Consider the following 16303-nt stretch of genomic DNA (forward strand, 5'->3'; position numbering starts at 1 on the left):
ATTTGGGTGGAAAAGAATTTAAGCTCAAATTAATCTGACAGACACGGTAATTTAAAACGGGGGACTGTCAGATTAGGTTTGATCTTCTACAAATATTGCAAATTTTCGTTGAAACTAACCGTTTGTAAAATTATCATTTGTTTCCTTTTGCTCGATTATGGCTGATACACAACATTTCGCAGTTTTCTGCTCCAGTTAACCCTCCTTTACTCCAGGCACTAACGTGGTCGGCTTCCATCTCTTTTAATGTCCAAATTTTGGTTTTATTGTTATTATCGCTCACAGCACACAATGGGCAGTTAGAGTGATTGGCTACTTTGGCTTTTTCGGTTTGCTTGCTATAGGTATCTTTTTTTGTTTTGTCGTCAAAAATCCGAATATCTAGCAAACGTTTATCTGTCATTCCGCCCAATACATATTCCCAAATACCTTTATGGTTTTTCACACAAGGGTCATCATAAAAGCGGTCAATTTCAGCATTAATTTTGCTTAAATCATAAGCTTGCTTGCCATAATTTTCATAAAGTCTGCCCCATTCTAAACCACACATCTCTTTTTTAGCATCAAAGAATGTGGTATTTACCCAATCAATCACGGTAGTAAAGTAAGTTTTCAATTCAGCGATATTCTCATCAAAACGATGGCGACTCATATAATCACTGATATTTCCCTTGCTTACCCAATTTAACGCACAAGCCAAAAAATCTTGGCGAATAACTGAACCTTTCACAAATGCCGACCATTTTTGCACATTGGCATTTTGAGAATTGCTAAATTCTGCTTTAGCAAGGGTGACAAATGAGCCTGAATAAACAGCATTTAATAATTCTTGCTCATTGAGTGGTACGCCTGCGATATTAATGGTTTTAAACCACTCTTTAATTTCGCTTTCAGTGCCTTTGCATTCATAAATTAATAACGTGGTATTTAAAATGAATTGGCGTTTATCTTCAGGCAAACTGGAAAAATAGCAAGGGATATTATTTTGATCTAAAATGGCAAATTTATTCGTAACAAATCGCCCGATACTAGTAATGCGTTGCTGACCGTCTAACACTTCAAATTTATCATCATCTGTTTGATTAAAATAAATCAAACCAAGTGGATAGCCTTTCAAAATAGAGTGAATAACCGCCACATCTTTTTTACCGTCCGCATAAATATAGTTACGTTGATATTCAGGCTGAATAGTTAATTTACCGTTTAAACCAAATAAGCCTTTGCCTTCAAGTTCGTTATATTGAAAACCTTCGCACAGTTTTTCAATGGTGATTTCGGTATTTAATTTCGTTTGCATTTTGTCTCCAAGTCGGGCATAAATGCCCGAAAATTTATATTATCGGTACAATGGTTGAATATATCGGAAAATTGTCGGGCATAGATGCCCGACCTACTTTTTATGGCGGATAAAAATACGTTGATAAGTGGATTGTACAATATGACCATCTTTTCATTTAATTCAAGGAGTGAGTTCTGTATTACTCACGGCTTAGTCCAACTTTTGGGGCAGATCAAAAAACAACGTGAGCTATTCGTGGGGGTAAAGGCGGTTTAGATCGTATTTTAATAATACTAATCCTGCGCCGATAAGTAGAATATCCTTGAAAATAAAGCTGTTAAAACCAAGCTGTAGCAACAGGCTAAGTGTAACAGATGAAACCAGTAATACTGTCATTGAACCGATAATTCCCCACCTAGGTTTCCAATAGCCAACGGCAAGTGCTATATAAGCAATCCCTTCAACCACACCTAAGAAATAACTTGTGCCGTGATAGCCTAGCCACTCATAGAGAAAATTCAACCAAGTCGGACTGATCATCGGCTTAAGGATTTCCACCTCAAAATCAAACCATTTTGTCATACCGAAAGTAAAGAAGATTAGACATACGCTAAGACGTAAAATCGTGATGTCTAAAGTCGTGCTACGAAAAGTGTGGATAAGTGCTCTCATCGTCATACCTAAGTTAAAAAATGAAGTATATTAGACATAGATCAAGCGTGTTTCTGACAAGTATTTGCAATTTAAAATGAAAATCGGTATTTTCAGCACCATTAATCAAAGCTATCACAGAGAATAAAATGAACAGTACAGAATTGATGAAATAATTTTTTTTCCATCATTTGTCGCTAAATTGGCATTTTCATTCGTTTTCCCTCCGCCTGATCCTGTTTTTTCTCCATTCTGTTTCATTTCCCAATAATCATCGTATTTCTTTGTGTCAGGCACTTCATCGTGGCAACCACGTTGCGTTGCTCCCAAAATCTCAAACTGCTCTGGGCAATACTTATCCAAGAACGAGATCGGCACACCCATAACTCCGTCAAAATCACTCGGTATTGCTTTGGTTTCAGGTACTTCAATTGCATTGTAATTATCGTATTGTTGATAGGCATTTTTACCGTCTAGTTTTTTATTGAATTTGAGATTATCCGTCATTGTCATTAATTGTAATGGTTGATGACGGCGACCGTGTTCTATATTGGTGAACCAGTGAATGCTTGCTACTCGAGTAACAAATAATCCTTTCGGAACAGCTATGCCTAATTTTTCAAATCTATCTAACTCTAGATATTCGCTATCACTTTCATACGGACTAAAAAAATGTGCACAACTTCTAGTAAATCCTTTCCCTAACCAAATTTTGTCATCTTTAATCAATGGGAAAACTTCTTTATAAGTAATCGCATTCATATTGCCAATAATCGCAAATTTCTTATCCGCTTCCATAATCCACGTAATAAATTCACGAAATAGAGAAAATGGCGGATTAGTAATAATGATGTCGGCTTCATCTCGTAGGGCTTTAATTTCATCAGAGCGAAAATCGCCATCGCTTTTTAAATATTTCCACGCTAAATCGTGGTGATCGATTTTGCCGTCATTGTTCAGATCTTTGTCAAGCGTAAAAATCTTGCCTTTAAGTGGTGAAATTAGGGCATTAAATTGTGAATCTTCACTTTCAAATAAGCTTGGTTGGTAGGGGATATTGAGAGGTTTGCTACTATGAGCAAAGCTGGTACTAATTAATTTTTTTAAACCAAGTCTGGCAAAATTTTGTGCAAAATAAAGTGTAAAATTACTCCATTCAGGATCATCGCAAGGCAACAAGATGGTTTTGCCACGAAATACATCAGGATCAAAATCAAGATAAGCATTCATCTCTTTCTCAATGTCGTGATATTGTGTGTAAAATTCGTCACTTTTGGCTTTTTTAGCGTTAGAAAGATTGCTATTTTTAGCATTATTATTCGACATTCCAACCTCCCAAGTTAAAAAAAGAGTTGGCGAGTTGGAATAAAGAGGTTAAATTATTTTGATTTGATTTGATTTGATTTGATTTGATTTGATTTGATTTGATTTGATTTGATTTGATTTGATTCATTTTTTATTCCTTAGTGAATAACTAGCGTTTTATTAATTATAAATTTTTTCATCAGAGAATCAATATCTTGGCGACAAGCGGTCATTTTTCACCAAAATTTTGCAAAACAGCTGAATTTTCCTTAAAATTCAGCTTCATTTTATAGCCTAAGAGAAAGAATAATGTCTGAAAAACGCTATGGGGCGGATGAAATTACCGTTCTAAAAGATCTTGAACCCGTGCAGCTTCGCCCGGGAATGTACACGGATACCACACGTCCAAACCATTTGGGGCAGGAGGTGATTGATAATAGTGTCGATGAGGCGTTGTCCGGCTTTGCAGATAAAATTGATGTGATTCTTCATGCTGATAATTCGTTGGAAGTGGTGGATAACGGGCGGGGAATGCCGGTCGATATTCATTCCACCGAGAAAATTTCAGGGGTGGAGCTTATCTTAACGAAATTGCACGCCGGCGGTAAATTTTCCAATAAAAACTATACGTTTTCCGGTGGTTTGCACGGGGTGGGGATTTCGGTGGTAAATGCCCTGTCCGAACGGGTTGAAATTCAGATTAAACGTGGCGGAGAAGTCTATTCGATTGCCTTTGCCAACGGGGTAAAAGTGGAAGATCTGACGGTAATTGGTACTTGCCCGAAAAAACAGACCGGCACGACAGTGCGTTTTTACCCGAACCCAAAATATTTTGATAGCCCTCGTTTTTCGGTGAGTCGTTTACGCCATTTGTTACGAGCCAAAGCGGTGCTTTGCCCGAAACTCACCATCAATTTTATTGATAAAATCAACAATACCGAAGAAAGTTGGTATTACGAAGACGGCTTATCTGATTATTTGAGCGAGGCATTAAACGGTTATGAAACCGTGCCGAATCCACCGTTTATTGGTGATGTTACTGCTGAAACAGAGGCGGTAAGCTGGGCATTAACTTGGTTGCCGGAAGGGGGCGAGTTAGTAGCGGAAAGCTATGTGAACCTGATTCCGACCGCACAAGGCGGCACGCACGTTAATGGCTTGCGTAACGGTTTATTAAAGGCGATGGTGGAGTTTTGCGAAATCCATAATTTATTGCCGAAAGGGGTAAAATTAACCGCTGATGATGTGTGGAACCGTTGTGCTTATGTGCTTTCTCTGAAAATTCAAGAGCCACAATTTGCAGGGCAGACCAAAGAGCGTTTGTCTTCCCGTCAAGCCTCAAGCTATGTGGATAGCACCTTGAAAGATGCCTTTAGTTTATGGCTTAACCAAAATGTGCAGACAGGTAAATTAATTGCTGAAATGGCAATTAGTTCCGCCCAGAGCCGTATGCGTGCGGCGAAAAAAGTGGTGCGTAAGAAATTGGTGAGTGGTCCGGCTTTACCGGGCAAACTGGCGGATTGTACTGCTCAAGATCTCAGCCGTACCGAACTTTTCTTGGTAGAAGGTGATTCTGCCGGCGGTTCGGCAAAACAAGCTCGAGATAAAGAGTATCAAGCCATTTTGCCGCTGCGTGGTAAGATTTTAAACACTTGGGAAGTTTCATCAGACCAAGTATTGGCTTCACAAGAAGTACACGATATTGCGGTAGCCTTGGGAATTGACCCTGATAGCGATAATTTAGAAGAGTTGCGTTATGGCAAAGTTTGTATTCTTGCCGATGCGGATTCTGACGGTTTGCATATTGCTACCTTGCTGTGTGCGTTATTCCTTCGTCATTTCCCGAAATTGGTGCAAAACGGACACGTTTATGTGGCAATGCCGCCACTTTATCGTATTGATATAGGTAAAGATGAGGTGCATTATGCTTTAGATGAGGCGGAAAAAGAGGCAATTTTAGCTCGCCTTGCCAAGAAAAAAGGCAAGCCAAATGTGCAACGCTTTAAAGGCTTAGGCGAAATGAATCCGAGTCAGTTGCGTGAAACGACGATGGATCCAAGCACTCGCCGCTTAGTGCAATTAACCTTTGATGATACGGCAGAAGAGGGTGAATTGAATACCTTTGAAATTATGGATATGTTATTGGGTAAAAAACGAGCGGAAGATCGTAAACAATGGCTACAAAATCGAGGCGATGAGGCTGATTTAGCGGTTTAGTCGAGAAGACAAGCGGTGATTTTTCCGCAATAATTTGCAAATAGGCATAGCGAACGGTTCACTATGCCTATTTTTATGCTCTATTTTTCTTGAATTTATCCCACAGTTTGTCTTCCTGCCCACGCCATAAGCGTTGAATATTATCGTGATGGCGGTAAACCAATAGGCAACAAACTAAGGCGACGGGGAAAGTAAATTGTGGTTCGAACCACCAAATGTAAAACGGTACGACCAAGGCAGTGAAGACGGCACTTAAAGAAGAATAGCCGGAGATTAAAAACACCAGTAGCCAAGTGCCGATAGCACCGCCTGCAACAATAAAGCTTAATGCGGAGATTGCACCAAATGCGGTGGCAACGCCTTTTCCGCCACGGAATTGGAAGAAAATCGGGAAAATATGCCCAAGACAAACCGCTAAGGCGATGAAACCGAGTTGTGAGGGAGAGAGTTCAAAATAAATCCCCATCGCCACCGGTAATGTGCCTTTTAAAATATCGAATAAAAGCACACCTAATGCGGCACTTTTACCGCCAATTCGTAGTACGTTCGTTGCACCGGCATTGTGTGAGCCGACTTCTCTTGGGTCAGGCAAGCCTGCCAGCTTACAAAAAATGACCGCACTGGAAATCGAGCCGAGCAAATAGGCGGTTAAGATCAATAAATAGGGAATTAAATTCATAAATTTTCCTGATTAAATTTATCTTGTGCTATATTTTACAGAAATTCAGAAAATAAAACAGGACGAAAAATGAGTGATAAGGTTTTTATTCGAGAACTAACCGCTTTTGCTTCCATTGGGGCTTACAATTGGGAGCATACGATTAAGCAACGCTTGGTTTTTAACATTGATATGGCGTGGGATTTTTCCAAAGCGGCAGAAACCGATGATGTACAATATTGCTTGAATTATGCGGAAGTATCGCAAAAAGTGCTGGATTTTGTTGAATCTCAACCTTTCAAATTAGTTGAAACTGTTGCCTATCAACTGGCGGAACTATTACAAAAAGAGTATCAACTTTCTTGGATTCGGATTGAACTGCATAAGCCGAAAGCGGTTGCCCAAGCAAGCAGTGTAGGTGTGATTGTAGAACGAGGTCATCAATGATCTCATCATCACTGAAATTGGGGTATTTCAGTTTAATCGTTGCTACTCTTTTTTGGGGTGGGAATTTTGTATTAGGCAAAGTGTTAAGTGGGGCAGTTCAGCCTATTACCTTAACCTATTTGCGTTGGTTGCCGGCTTTTTTAATTTTAGTTTTGCTCTTTTTTCGCCCAACTTGGCGGGTAATGCACTTATTAAAACCTCGTTTAGGTGTGATGTGGGTATTAGGTCTGCTTGGGGTAATTTTATTCCCGGCTACCTTATATGAAGGTTTAAAAACGACAACAGCATTGAATGCGAGTCTCTATTTAGCTATTTCGCCTGTATTGGTGCTATTTTTAAATCGGCTCGTTTTTAAGGAGAAAATCAGCCCGATTATTCTAAGTGGGGCAATAATCAGTTTGCTGGGAGTGCTGTGGCTATTGATGCAAGGGAAGCTAACTCGCTTATTCAGCTTGGCAATTAATCAAGGTGATTTATGGGCGATTGCTTCTACTATAAGCTGGGCGGTTTATTGTTGTGTGATTCGGCTACGTCCACAAGGTATAAGCAATACGGTGTTTTTGACCGTATTAGTGGGGCTGGCAGTTCTAACGTTAACGCCATTTTTTATCTATGAATATGTAGCAGAATCTGCAAAAAATTTAGCAAATTTGACCGCTTTACAATGGAGTGGGGTAGGCTATTTGGTTATCGGCCCTTCTATTCTCTCTTATGCGTTTTGGAATTTCGGCATTGCAATAGTCGGTTCTGCTAAAGGAGCGGTAATGACTAATTTTACGCCGCTCTTTGCAGCAATATTCAGTATTATTTTATTAAATGAATCAGTTCATTCTTACCATATTATTAGTGCCATACTGATTACGGCAGGGATACTGATTTGCAGCTATAAAAAACATTAAACGGAGGTACCGTATGTTTCGAACAGACATTACAGAGCGTTTTGAACAATTAAAAGCAGAGAAAAACTGTGCAGTTACACAGGCTATTATTGAGCAACTTATCAAACAAGATTTTCACGGGCAGCCCTCTTATGAAGTGGTTGATGAACTCTGTGAAAAATTTAAACGCTCTCGTGTTGAGTTGGCTTTATATTGCATTGCCATTGCTGCCTGTTATGCGGTTACACCAGTTTCCGATTTTAATGTAGGGGCGGTTGCGATTGGCAAAAACGGAGATTTCTATTTTGGGGCAAACCAAGAGTTTTCCGGGGAATGTATGCAACAATCCGTTCACGCAGAGCAAAGTGCAATCTCGCACGCATTTTTAGCAGGGGAAACTTTGATAACAGATGTGGTTGTGAACTATACCCCTTGTGGGCATTGCCGCCAATTTATGAATGAATTAAACAGTGCGGCAAGCTTAAAAGTACATTTACCGCATAGCCAAAATAATTTGCTCCATAGCTATTTGCCGGATAGTTTTGGACCGAAAGATTTAGGGATTGAGAAAGTCTTATTTGATGAACAACCGCAACAATTTGAGGTTAAGGGCGATCATTTACAACAAGCGGCAATTTTTGCTGCCAATAATGCTTATGCCCCTTACAGCAACGCATTTAGTGGGGTTGCACTGCAAGTAGGTGAGCGTATTGTTTGTGGTAAATATACTGAGAATGCAGCTTTTAATCCTACTTTTTTACCGTTGCAAAGCGCGTTGAACTATCGATTATTTTTAGGGCTTGCCGATATTCCCGTTACTCGAGTTGTGCTGGCTGAGGCGAAAGGCTCTCTCAGTAGTTATGCAATGACTCAAGCATTGGCAAAATCACTATTTGGGTTAGAGATTGAATACCTTTCGCTACAAGCGGTGTAATTTTGATTTATTTTTGCAAAGGTGCTGTATCTTTAAGCAATTTATTTTTTAGTGTTAAATTTTTTGATGAGCTTCACACTTTTGCAACAATTATATTTGCCTATATCGTTTTTTTATATATAGTGATACCACTGATTATCTATATTTTGTGAGGTTTTTATGGAAAATACTCCTCTTATTGAACCGAGTAAAAATACACGCAATAGCTTGATTGTATAGAACCATTAAAACTAAGAAATAAAAGAATAATAGGAATTTGGCGGAATTTTTCGGGAATAAGTGAAACAGAAGTATTGAAAACAGGGGCTTTGCGGTGCATTGCCCCTTTGTTTTATGTAGAAAAAAGTAAAAATAATGAATTGCGAAAAAATGGCTAAAACTAACCGCTTGTACCATTAAAACAACGAAAAAGTAAAAATGATTTAAGTAGCTTTAAATGGCGTTTAAATCATCTCGTGTCCAATGTACACAACCTGCCCGATAACCTCAAAATCTAACGTTTCATCAAAAATCACATCAATAGGGCTGTATAGCTCTTTATTATCGCTGATTAAGCGAATACCGCCCATAATGCCTTGCACACGTTTAACCCAAAGCTGCTCGCCTTGGCGGAACACATAAATTTTACCGTCTTTAGGCTGGGTGGTGGCTCGGTTTACCAATAGCATATCGCCATCACTGATGGTTGGGTACATTGAATCACCTGAAGCGGTAATAAATGCAAGATAGCTCAAATAGAAGCCACGCACATCTAGCCATCGTTTACTTAGCCCAATATAGTCATCAGGGGCATACACCTCGCTATTGAAAGCACCAAAGCCTGCTGAAGCCTGTACATTATAAAACGGCACACGTTCCATTTCATCTGCAGTTTGGGCTGCCACTAATGTTCTAGGCTCTTCTTTTACTGCCGTTTGAGCAAAGCCTAACTCTTGCTGCACGCTTATTGGGAGAGAGCTGTAGTGGTATTCAAAAGCAACCCCCCTTTTTCCCTCTATTTGTCTTTTGAGCCAATTATTTTTGGTAGCTCTTCTTGTTACATTTGATGGTTGTTCAGGTAAATTTCCCATTCCAGCTACTTCAGATGCCGTAAACCATTCCTTTCTAATTATAGAATTCATAAAACCCCTTTTGAATTCAAGTGGAATTCAAAAAAATTTACAAACAAATTCTCTTGAAAATCAATTAGTTAATTAAATAAAACCGAAAAACACTAAATTCTTTTGAATTCTCTTATTGAATTCATTTGGAATTCACTATATTATTCGTTCTGTAGTTAAATGATTTACATCATTTAAGTAGTTTCTAAAACTAACTTTCAAGGATCTCACAAAATGGCAAGAAATAAAAGAGTTCGAGATATGAGTAATTTCGAAATTCGTGGTGAGCTGATGAAAATCGGTAAGTCCTTATCTCAGTTAGGTATTGAGAATGGATTAGCAAAAACCACAGTTCGTAATGCGTTAGATAAGCCATATCCCAAAGGGGAGCAAATTATTGCAAAAGCGATTGGTAAAACACCGCAGGAAATTTGGCCCTCTCGTTACGAATAAGGAGCTTTTATGAAGGAATGGTTTTTAGCCAAAGAAATCGCAGGATTATCTGGAGTTCCAGAATTACCGAATAGCGTTTCAAGATTGGCAACCAAAGAAGGATGGCAAAAACGACAAATTCAAGGTGTAAGAGGTGTTACTTACGAATACCACCTCACCAGCCTACCCATTGAAACCCAACAACAACTTAGACTAAACGCCGCCCTTGCGGTAATACCGCAAGCGGCAGAACTACAACCCAAACGAGACGACCCCGCACTTATCGCAAGGCTCAATAATGCCACCGATAAAGGCAGGGATAAAGCAAAAGGCAAGGCAGAAGCCTGTATGCAGTTGCAAGCCTTTCTCGACCAAGGGTTTAGTTATACGCAGGCAGAAGCGGGAGCAGCAACCGCTAAAAATGTGTCGCAAGGTTCTTTAAAAAATTGGTACTACAAAGTGAAAGGTCACCCCGTCCATTTATGGCAGGCGATCTTAATTTCCGAAAGCGGTAGGAGTAAAAAGCCGCAGCTGAAAGCCAAGATTACTGAAGAAGCGTGGGACTGCTTTTTGGCGGATTACCTCCGCCCTGAAAAGCCGGATTTACGGGCAAGTTACCGCCGAACCCAAGCCATCGCCAAGCAATACGGCTGGCAAATGGCAAGTTTACAGACTTTCCAACGCCGAGTGTTGGCGGAAGTGCCTTACGAGGTGATTTTGCTCAAACGGGAAGGAGCAAATGCGGTTGCCAAGTTAGTGCCGGCACTACAACGCACGGTGAAAGATATTCTCGCAGGAGAATGGATTAACGGCGATGGCTATCAACACAATGTGTTTGTGAAATGGCACACCGGCGAGATTGTCCGCCCTAAAACGTGGTTTTGGCAAGATGTTCGCACCCGCAAGATTTTAGGTTATCGAACATCGATTTCGGAGAATACTGACAGCATACGCCACGCATTAATGGATGTGATTTTTAACGTAGGCATACCGAAAACGCTCACGCTGGATAACACCCGAGCAGCAGCGAATAAGGCAATGACCGGTGGTATTGAAAACCGCTACCGCTTTAAACATACCGAGTTAGACCCGAAAGGCATTATGCCGATTTTAGGGATTGATGTGCATTTTACCTCAATTCTTTATGGTGAAGGACACGGGCAAGCCAAGCCGATTGAACGTGCTTTCGGGCGAGGCGGAATTGGCGAGAAAATAGATAAACGCCCTGAATTAAGTGGTTTCTATACGGGCAGAAATGCACAAGAAACCCCTGATAACTATAACGGCGGTAAAGACGGTGTGGATTACAACACATTCTTGAAAGCCATAGCAGCAGGGATAGAAGAGTACAACTCTCAAACCGAACGCCATACCGAAATGTGCCGAGGAGAATTGAGTTTTAACCAAGTTTGGGAGCGGGATTACCACCCAAGCAACGTAAGACAAGCCAGCCCTGAACAGTTGCGGTTACTGTTCTTACAGGCAGAAACGGTCAGCATTAAACGCAACGGCAGTTTTACGCTGAAAGCAGCCGGCAAACTTTACGGCTTAACTAACGTTTACTGGGCAGAAAGCCTGATAGGGATAACGGATAAGAAAGTAGTGGCACGGTTCGACCCCGATGACTTACACGGCAACGTGTATGTGTACAACCTAGAGGGGCAATTCTTAGCCGAAGCGGTTTGCCGAGAGGCGAAAGGATTTGGTGATACCAGTGCAAGCCGTGAGCAAGGTCGCTTATATCAGAAAGTAGTGAAAAGTGCCAAAGCTCAAGCCGAAGCCCTTGAATTACTGGAAGCTCACGAACTGGCAAGCCTCGCCCCACAAGTGGACGTGCCTGAGCCGATAGAGAAGAAGGTAAAAGAGGTGCTGGTGAAAGAAGATTTTATCGTGGATTTCAACACTGTGCGTAAAGCAACGGTGGTGGAAGAAACCGAAGAGATCAGTATTTTTGATGAAGTGTTACTGAAACAAGAGAAACAACTTCGCATAGTGGAATAACTAGCGGTCAGTTTTTGCAAAAAATTTGCAAATTTTTCTAAAAAAACGACCGCTTGAAATGAGATTTAAACAGGGTTTAAACGCCTTTAAGGAGTAAAAAATGACATTAACAGGGCAAGCTTACCGAGTGATTTTCAAGGAACTCAAAGAGCAACAAGAGAGTGAATTTGAACAGGCTTTCAAGAAAGGGATTGCCAAAATTCAGCAGAATCAAACTCAGGAATCCATTCTGGTAAACCGTGATATGTTTCAAGCTGAAAAGCTAACACTGCTTTCACAAAAGTTGGAAGCGGTTGAGCAATTACTTCGCCTTGAATTAAATCAGCCGAATTTTCAAGCAAAACTTGAAGACTACGCTGACGCATTACGAACAACCATTTTAAGTAAAGTAGCCAAATAAGAGCTTTAGACTCTTGAAGGCTTAACATCTGAGCCACTTTTTTTACTGTCGGCATTATACCGTCAAGATCATCAATAGAAGTTAAATGATGAAAAGAGGAATGGTATTCAGCTAAACAAAAATTGATTGTACTAAGTTTAAACAAAGTAATGCAATTTTTCATCACGATGGCATTTGCTCGTTTTAACTTAAAACCAGAGAAGGTTGCACGAGCAGAATCAAGGGCTATTTGATGAATTTCATCATCTGTTAAAGAACGAAAGAGCATAAAAACCTCCAAACAAAAACAGGACACCATTATGACATTAATCGACCAAATTAAACAACACATCGCCGAAAGCGGCAGTTCTCAGGGGAAAGTTGCCAAAGAAGCCGGGATTAATGCCGGGGCGTTATCGGCTTACCTGAATGAAAATTACAAAGGCAATAATGAAGAACTTGAAGCAAAGCTGATTGCTTATTTAGAGCGTATTGAGGCGAAGAAAAGAGAGTTTGTCGAAGCTCCGAGTTTTATTGAAACCAAAACCGCAAACCAAATTTTCGGTTCGTTACGATTTGCTCAAAATACTGGCGTGCTTGCCATTATTCACGGTGCGAGTGGCGTGGGTAAAACACAAGCGGCTAGAGAGTATCGTAAACGCTATGCGAATGTATGGTTGGTTACCGCAAGCCCTTCTCGTTCCTCATTAAGTGAGGTGTTATATGAAATTGCTCTTGAACTTGGAATGAACGATGCACCACGCCGCAAAGGGACATTGGCTCGTTTAATTGTTCGCAAAATGAAAGGCACAGCAGGTTTATTAATTATTGATGAAGCAGACCATTTACCTTACGAAGCCTTAGAAGAATTAAGGCTGTTACAAGAAGAAGTAGTGAATGAAAGTGACATCGGAGCTGGTGTTGGCTTAGTGCTGATTGGCAATGACAAAGTCTACACCCGAATGAAAGGCGGAATTAACCCTGCTCACGAATATGGGCGACTTTGGTCACGCAGTGCCAAACGCACCAGTATCCAGAAAACCAAAAAAGAAGATACCCAAGCGGTAGCCAAAGCGTGGGGGTTGAGTGAAAACCAAGAAGCACTCAAGGTAATGCAAGCCATTACTGAAACTGGTGGCGGATTACGGATTCTGACACACACCTTACGATTAGCAGCGATGGTAGCAAAAGACCGAATGATTCCCTTAACTGCCGATTTAATTCAGCTCGCACGTAAAGATTTACTCTCAACAGGAGATTAACAATGAGAACCCCAAAACCCAAACACAGTTTTAACCGCACCAACCAAGCAGCGTGCCGTTTTTTAAAACAAACCCAAAAGGCAATTATCCGCTTAAACAGTCTTGGCTTTACGGTGCTGAATATTGATTTTACCCGTATTAAGCCCCGCATTGAGGTGGAAATCGGCAATAACAAGCACATTGCTCAAGGCTTGATTTATGAGGGTAAAGCCTACCGCTACAGCTTCGGTAAAAGCGAAGATTTAGGCAGATGGGAAGGCTACTACACCATGCTGGAAGGTATCAGAGTGTGGTGGCGACAAGCAGCAATTCACTAGGAGAAAAACAGATGAAAACCTTAGCACTATTAACCGCCCTTTTAGGGCTTGTAGGGTGTGATTTAGTCCAAAGCAAACAAGCTAAAAATTACATCGGCAACAATTTAACTGAAATCTGTATAGATAACGTGGTGTACCTGATTTATTCCGGTGATAAAAAAGGCGGAATTACCCCGAAAGTAAATAAAGATTTTTACCCTTATACCTGTACAAACAAAGAGGAAAGACAAAATGGCAAAACCCGATGAAACACCCATTACAAAAGCAGAATGTCAATCTCAGCTTGCAGAGTTGGGGGTGCAATATAAAAAACTGCCAATGGCAATTACAAGACATATTTGTAATGCCACAACCAATATACACGGCAAAGTTATAAAGGTCAGTGTGGTAGAGAGAGTTGGATATGGCGTCCAGATTACCGCACAAGGTAACGAGAAATCTTGCTTAGTAACCTATGAAGCAATGTTAGGTATGGCAGAAGCAATGGGATTATTTGATGAAGTTAAGGAGCAAAATAATGACTAAAAAAACAACCAGAGTAAAAAGTGCAACCCAAAGTGCGATTTATCAAAGCCGAGATGAAGTGCAAGTGGCTATAAAAATCATTGGTGATAAACAGCGTGAATTGCAACGTTTAGCTACGGCAATGAATGATGAATTAGCTGCTATTAGTGCCAGTTATGCTCAACATATAGATGCATTAAAAGAAGATATTAAGCCAATGCAAAAAGGTGTGCAGATGTGGTGCGAAGTCCACCGCAATGAATTAACCGATAACGGCAAGTGCAAAACAGGCTCATTTGTTACAGGCGAAGTGCAATGGCGAGTAAAACCGCCGTCGGTAAGTGTGCGAAATGCGGAGAGTGTGATTGAGTTATTAGAAAACTTTGGGCTACACCAATTTATCCGCACCAAGCAGGAAGTGAATAAAGAGGCAGTTTTAGCCGACCCGCAAGCAGTATCAGCGATTGAGGGGATTAACATTAAATCGGGCGAAGAGGAATTTATTATCAAGCCGTTTGAGCAGGAGGTGAAGTGATGAGTGATCAATCGATAGTAATTCTTGCCTATCTTGCGTTTGCGGCTTTCGTGATGTGGTTGCACTACAGAAGTTAAAACCCTTTTCAATGCCCTTTAAAAATCTCCCCTAGCCCCTCTTTTTCAAAGAGGGGAACAAGATAGAAGGGCATTTATAAAGTGTTTTAACCACAGGAGAACGAAATGAAACCAACAGAAGCAAAATTTAACCGCTACCAACATTATGCCGAGAAAGCGGCTGAAGCAGAACGCAAAGGCAACTATAAGGAAGCTCAAGACCATTGGGAAGTTGCAAAATTATCAGCAAAAAAGACCGCTAACCGAGACTGGGCGGAACAACGAGCGGAATTTTGTAAACGTATGCACAATAAACCGTTTTAGGGGGAAGTGATGACAGAAACCGTAAAAGCACAACTTAACAGCCAATTAAATGAGGCAATTATCCAGTTGATACAAGCTCAAAAGTATTTAAACCAAGATGATGCCATTCGCAGTGGAGTGTATATCGGTACGGTGCAGGATTTATTGCCAAAGGTGCATTTAAAGTTATTAACGGCAAATCGTAAACATTGATAGAGATGAGGTAAAAATGGCTATTACAGAAGAACAATGGAAAGAAATTAAGCAAAAGCTAGATAGTATCATAGGGAGAGTTAAATTTAGATACAAAGAGCATTTACTCACGGTAGATGTTGTACAAATTAAGCGATCTTTAAAATTGGCTGTGTATGTTGATGGGGAAATTGATGGAGCTTGGACAAAAGAAGGACACGAAATTCGCCCTTATTTAGAAGAAGTTTGGTATCGCAAAGAACGCCCTTTTTTTAATGCTAAGGAGAAGAAAGAGTATAGAGGTTTAATGAGCAAAAAAAAACTGAATGAAAAAATAGTAACCTACTCACCTATGTTTCCATCACCAACTGCACTGACTCGTCAATATAAGAAACTAGATGGCTTAGAGTTGATTGAAGTGATTTAAAACCCATTTACAGCCCATTTAACCCCGAGTTATTTAAAGGACAACAAAATGAATAAAAACGAATTTTTTAAGAAATACCACCTAGAGGGTTCACTAGCTATTTTGGATTTGGATGCAAATGACGATCAAAGCCAATTCTGTTACCAAGCATTGTTGGAGTATAGAGAACTCCCGTTAGACACATTTCTTGCAGAGTACTCAGATGATGAGGATATGACAGAGTCAGAGTTTATTGAGTTAATGCTTGATGAATTAGAGTGGATTATCCGCAGAGCTAAGAATGCTAAACGGTTTGTTAAAAAACGACAAAAAACGATGAGGGAGGAAATTATGTAACAGCTCAACCCAACCAACGCCACATCATCCGTCTAGCTGAGAAACAGGTGTGGCGTTTGTTTTAAGTGGGCAATCAAAAGCGATAACGTT

Annotated in this window: 22 protein-coding genes; 15 read left to right on the top strand and 7 right to left on the bottom strand. The window is 40.4% G+C overall.

Annotated features, from left to right (window positions below):
• Positions 1–133: 133 nt before the first annotated feature.
• The 4 genes from EDC41_RS08550 to EDC41_RS13535 form a co-directional block, all read right to left on the bottom strand.
• Complete coding sequence (locus EDC41_RS08550) at positions 134–1297, bottom strand: HNH endonuclease family protein (RefSeq protein WP_006251678.1); 1164 nt, start codon at positions 1295–1297, stop codon at positions 134–136.
• Between the two features lie 231 nt (positions 1298–1528).
• A complete protein-coding gene (locus EDC41_RS08555) occupies positions 1529–1951 on the bottom strand; it encodes a DUF417 family protein (protein ID WP_020824163.1) in 423 nt (140 codons plus the stop codon).
• Positions 1952–2065: 114 nt separating this feature from the next.
• Positions 2066–3256: an adenine-specific methyltransferase EcoRI family protein gene (locus EDC41_RS08560; protein ID WP_006251676.1), complete on the bottom strand. Its 1191-nt coding sequence runs from the start codon at positions 3254–3256 to the stop codon at positions 2066–2068.
• Positions 3246–3383, bottom strand: a complete 138-nt coding sequence (locus tag EDC41_RS13535) for a hypothetical protein (RefSeq protein ID WP_165876901.1) — start codon at positions 3381–3383, stop codon at positions 3246–3248. The genes EDC41_RS08560 and EDC41_RS13535 overlap by 11 nt, the downstream gene beginning before the upstream one ends.
• A gap of 161 nt (positions 3384–3544) precedes the next feature.
• Here EDC41_RS13535 and parE point away from each other — a divergent pair, with 161 nt between their 5' ends.
• Positions 3545–5452 carry a DNA topoisomerase IV subunit B gene (gene parE / locus EDC41_RS08565; protein ID WP_006251675.1) on the top strand — a complete coding sequence of 636 codons (1908 nt, stop codon included), beginning with the start codon at positions 3545–3547 and terminating at the stop codon, positions 5450–5452.
• A gap of 73 nt (positions 5453–5525) precedes the next feature.
• Here the strand turns inward: parE and plsY are convergent, their stop codons facing one another.
• Positions 5526–6131, bottom strand: coding sequence for a glycerol-3-phosphate 1-O-acyltransferase PlsY (gene plsY, locus EDC41_RS08570; RefSeq protein ID WP_006249773.1), 606 nt, complete (start codon positions 6129–6131; stop codon positions 5526–5528).
• Between the two features lie 69 nt (positions 6132–6200).
• Here plsY and folB point away from each other — a divergent pair, with 69 nt between their 5' ends.
• From folB to cdd, 3 genes are read left to right on the top strand one after another with little or no spacing between them, the layout of a single operon-like run.
• The gene (gene folB / locus EDC41_RS08575; RefSeq protein WP_006249772.1) at positions 6201–6557 is read left to right on the top strand and encodes a dihydroneopterin aldolase; all 357 of its coding nucleotides are present in this window, start codon (positions 6201–6203) and stop codon (positions 6555–6557) included.
• On the top strand, positions 6554–7456 hold the full coding sequence (locus tag EDC41_RS08580) for a DMT family transporter (RefSeq protein WP_006251674.1): 903 nt from the start codon (positions 6554–6556) through the stop codon (positions 7454–7456). Before folB ends, EDC41_RS08580 begins: the two co-directional genes overlap by 4 nt.
• 13 nt (positions 7457–7469) lie before the next feature.
• The gene (gene cdd, locus EDC41_RS08585; RefSeq protein ID WP_006251672.1) at positions 7470–8369 is read left to right on the top strand and encodes a cytidine deaminase; all 900 of its coding nucleotides are present in this window, start codon (positions 7470–7472) and stop codon (positions 8367–8369) included.
• 443 nt (positions 8370–8812) lie between these two features.
• Here the strand turns inward: cdd and EDC41_RS08595 are convergent, their stop codons facing one another.
• Positions 8813–9490, bottom strand: coding sequence for a helix-turn-helix domain-containing protein (locus EDC41_RS08595; RefSeq protein ID WP_006249683.1), 678 nt, complete (start codon positions 9488–9490; stop codon positions 8813–8815).
• Between the two features lie 213 nt (positions 9491–9703).
• Here EDC41_RS08595 and EDC41_RS08600 point away from each other — a divergent pair, with 213 nt between their 5' ends.
• Both EDC41_RS08600 and EDC41_RS08605 read left to right on the top strand, forming a co-directional pair.
• Positions 9704–9922 carry a helix-turn-helix domain-containing protein gene (locus EDC41_RS08600; RefSeq protein WP_006253637.1) on the top strand — a complete coding sequence of 73 codons (219 nt, stop codon included), beginning with the start codon at positions 9704–9706 and terminating at the stop codon, positions 9920–9922.
• 9 nt (positions 9923–9931) lie between these two features.
• On the top strand, positions 9932–11902 hold the full coding sequence (locus EDC41_RS08605) for a transposase domain-containing protein (RefSeq protein ID WP_020828826.1): 1971 nt from the start codon (positions 9932–9934) through the stop codon (positions 11900–11902).
• A gap of 179 nt (positions 11903–12081) precedes the next feature.
• On the opposite strand, the gene EDC41_RS08610 is transcribed toward EDC41_RS08605, so the two are convergent.
• The gene (locus EDC41_RS08610) at positions 12082–12570 is read right to left on the bottom strand and encodes a hypothetical protein (protein ID WP_006253638.1); all 489 of its coding nucleotides are present in this window, start codon (positions 12568–12570) and stop codon (positions 12082–12084) included.
• A 31-nt stretch (positions 12571–12601) separates the two neighbouring features.
• Here EDC41_RS08610 and EDC41_RS08615 point away from each other — a divergent pair, with 31 nt between their 5' ends.
• From EDC41_RS08615 to EDC41_RS08655, 9 genes are all read left to right on the top strand, one after another.
• Positions 12602–13543: an AAA family ATPase gene (locus EDC41_RS08615; RefSeq protein WP_006249679.1), complete on the top strand. Its 942-nt coding sequence runs from the start codon at positions 12602–12604 to the stop codon at positions 13541–13543.
• 2 nt (positions 13544–13545) lie between these two features.
• The gene (locus EDC41_RS08620) at positions 13546–13860 is read left to right on the top strand and encodes a hypothetical protein (protein WP_006249678.1); all 315 of its coding nucleotides are present in this window, start codon (positions 13546–13548) and stop codon (positions 13858–13860) included.
• Between the two features lie 11 nt (positions 13861–13871).
• The gene (locus EDC41_RS08625) at positions 13872–14108 is read left to right on the top strand and encodes a hypothetical protein (RefSeq protein ID WP_006249677.1); all 237 of its coding nucleotides are present in this window, start codon (positions 13872–13874) and stop codon (positions 14106–14108) included.
• On the top strand, positions 14092–14385 hold the full coding sequence (locus EDC41_RS08630; protein ID WP_006249676.1) for a hypothetical protein: 294 nt from the start codon (positions 14092–14094) through the stop codon (positions 14383–14385). Before EDC41_RS08625 ends, EDC41_RS08630 begins: the two co-directional genes overlap by 17 nt.
• The gene (locus tag EDC41_RS08635) at positions 14378–14899 is read left to right on the top strand and encodes a host-nuclease inhibitor Gam family protein (RefSeq protein ID WP_020828827.1); all 522 of its coding nucleotides are present in this window, start codon (positions 14378–14380) and stop codon (positions 14897–14899) included. Before EDC41_RS08630 ends, EDC41_RS08635 begins: the two co-directional genes overlap by 8 nt.
• Positions 14900–15081: 182 nt before the next feature.
• Entirely contained in the window at positions 15082–15279 is a 198-nt protein-coding gene (locus EDC41_RS08640) for an ANR family transcriptional regulator (RefSeq protein ID WP_020828828.1), read from the top strand.
• A gap of 9 nt (positions 15280–15288) precedes the next feature.
• Positions 15289–15471: a hypothetical protein gene (locus EDC41_RS08645; RefSeq protein WP_006249674.1), complete on the top strand. Its 183-nt coding sequence runs from the start codon at positions 15289–15291 to the stop codon at positions 15469–15471.
• A 16-nt stretch (positions 15472–15487) separates the two neighbouring features.
• Positions 15488–15877: a hypothetical protein gene (locus tag EDC41_RS08650; RefSeq protein WP_006249673.1), complete on the top strand. Its 390-nt coding sequence runs from the start codon at positions 15488–15490 to the stop codon at positions 15875–15877.
• Positions 15878–15925: 48 nt separating this feature from the next.
• Positions 15926–16213, top strand: coding sequence for a hypothetical protein (locus tag EDC41_RS08655; protein WP_006249672.1), 288 nt, complete (start codon positions 15926–15928; stop codon positions 16211–16213).
• Positions 16214–16303: the final 90 nt, after the last annotated feature.

The organism is Mannheimia haemolytica (genome assembly GCF_004342115.1).
In the GTDB taxonomy this organism is placed as follows: Bacteria; Pseudomonadota; Gammaproteobacteria; order Enterobacterales; family Pasteurellaceae; genus Mannheimia; species Mannheimia haemolytica.

Coding starts and splice junctions, on each gene's coding strand:
- EDC41_RS08560 (WP_006251676.1), bottom strand. CDS start 3,256: ATGTCGAATAATAATGCTAAAAATAGCAATCTTTCTAACGCTAAAAAA.
- plsY (WP_006249773.1), bottom strand. CDS start 6,131: ATGAATTTAATTCCCTATTTATTGATCTTAACCGCCTATTTGCTCGGC.
- EDC41_RS08595 (WP_006249683.1), bottom strand. CDS start 9,490: ATGAATTCTATAATTAGAAAGGAATGGTTTACGGCATCTGAAGTAGCT.
- parE (WP_006251675.1), top strand. CDS start 3,545: ATGTCTGAAAAACGCTATGGGGCGGATGAAATTACCGTTCTAAAAGAT.
- EDC41_RS08615 (WP_006249679.1), top strand. CDS start 12,602: ATGACATTAATCGACCAAATTAAACAACACATCGCCGAAAGCGGCAGT.
- EDC41_RS08650 (WP_006249673.1), top strand. CDS start 15,488: ATGGCTATTACAGAAGAACAATGGAAAGAAATTAAGCAAAAGCTAGAT.
- EDC41_RS08640 (WP_020828828.1), top strand. CDS start 15,082: ATGAAACCAACAGAAGCAAAATTTAACCGCTACCAACATTATGCCGAG.
- cdd (WP_006251672.1), top strand. CDS start 7,470: ATGTTTCGAACAGACATTACAGAGCGTTTTGAACAATTAAAAGCAGAG.
- EDC41_RS08600 (WP_006253637.1), top strand. CDS start 9,704: ATGGCAAGAAATAAAAGAGTTCGAGATATGAGTAATTTCGAAATTCGT.
- EDC41_RS08610 (WP_006253638.1), bottom strand. CDS start 12,570: ATGCTCTTTCGTTCTTTAACAGATGATGAAATTCATCAAATAGCCCTT.
- folB (WP_006249772.1), top strand. CDS start 6,201: ATGAGTGATAAGGTTTTTATTCGAGAACTAACCGCTTTTGCTTCCATT.
- EDC41_RS08635 (WP_020828827.1), top strand. CDS start 14,378: ATGACTAAAAAAACAACCAGAGTAAAAAGTGCAACCCAAAGTGCGATT.
- EDC41_RS08555 (WP_020824163.1), bottom strand. CDS start 1,951: ATGAGAGCACTTATCCACACTTTTCGTAGCACGACTTTAGACATCACG.
- EDC41_RS08550 (WP_006251678.1), bottom strand. CDS start 1,297: ATGCAAACGAAATTAAATACCGAAATCACCATTGAAAAACTGTGCGAA.
- EDC41_RS08645 (WP_006249674.1), top strand. CDS start 15,289: ATGACAGAAACCGTAAAAGCACAACTTAACAGCCAATTAAATGAGGCA.
- EDC41_RS08580 (WP_006251674.1), top strand. CDS start 6,554: ATGATCTCATCATCACTGAAATTGGGGTATTTCAGTTTAATCGTTGCT.
- EDC41_RS08625 (WP_006249677.1), top strand. CDS start 13,872: ATGAAAACCTTAGCACTATTAACCGCCCTTTTAGGGCTTGTAGGGTGT.
- EDC41_RS08620 (WP_006249678.1), top strand. CDS start 13,546: ATGAGAACCCCAAAACCCAAACACAGTTTTAACCGCACCAACCAAGCA.
- EDC41_RS08655 (WP_006249672.1), top strand. CDS start 15,926: ATGAATAAAAACGAATTTTTTAAGAAATACCACCTAGAGGGTTCACTA.
- EDC41_RS13535 (WP_165876901.1), bottom strand. CDS start 3,383: ATGAATCAAATCAAATCAAATCAAATCAAATCAAATCAAATCAAATCA.
- EDC41_RS08605 (WP_020828826.1), top strand. CDS start 9,932: ATGAAGGAATGGTTTTTAGCCAAAGAAATCGCAGGATTATCTGGAGTT.
- EDC41_RS08630 (WP_006249676.1), top strand. CDS start 14,092: ATGGCAAAACCCGATGAAACACCCATTACAAAAGCAGAATGTCAATCT.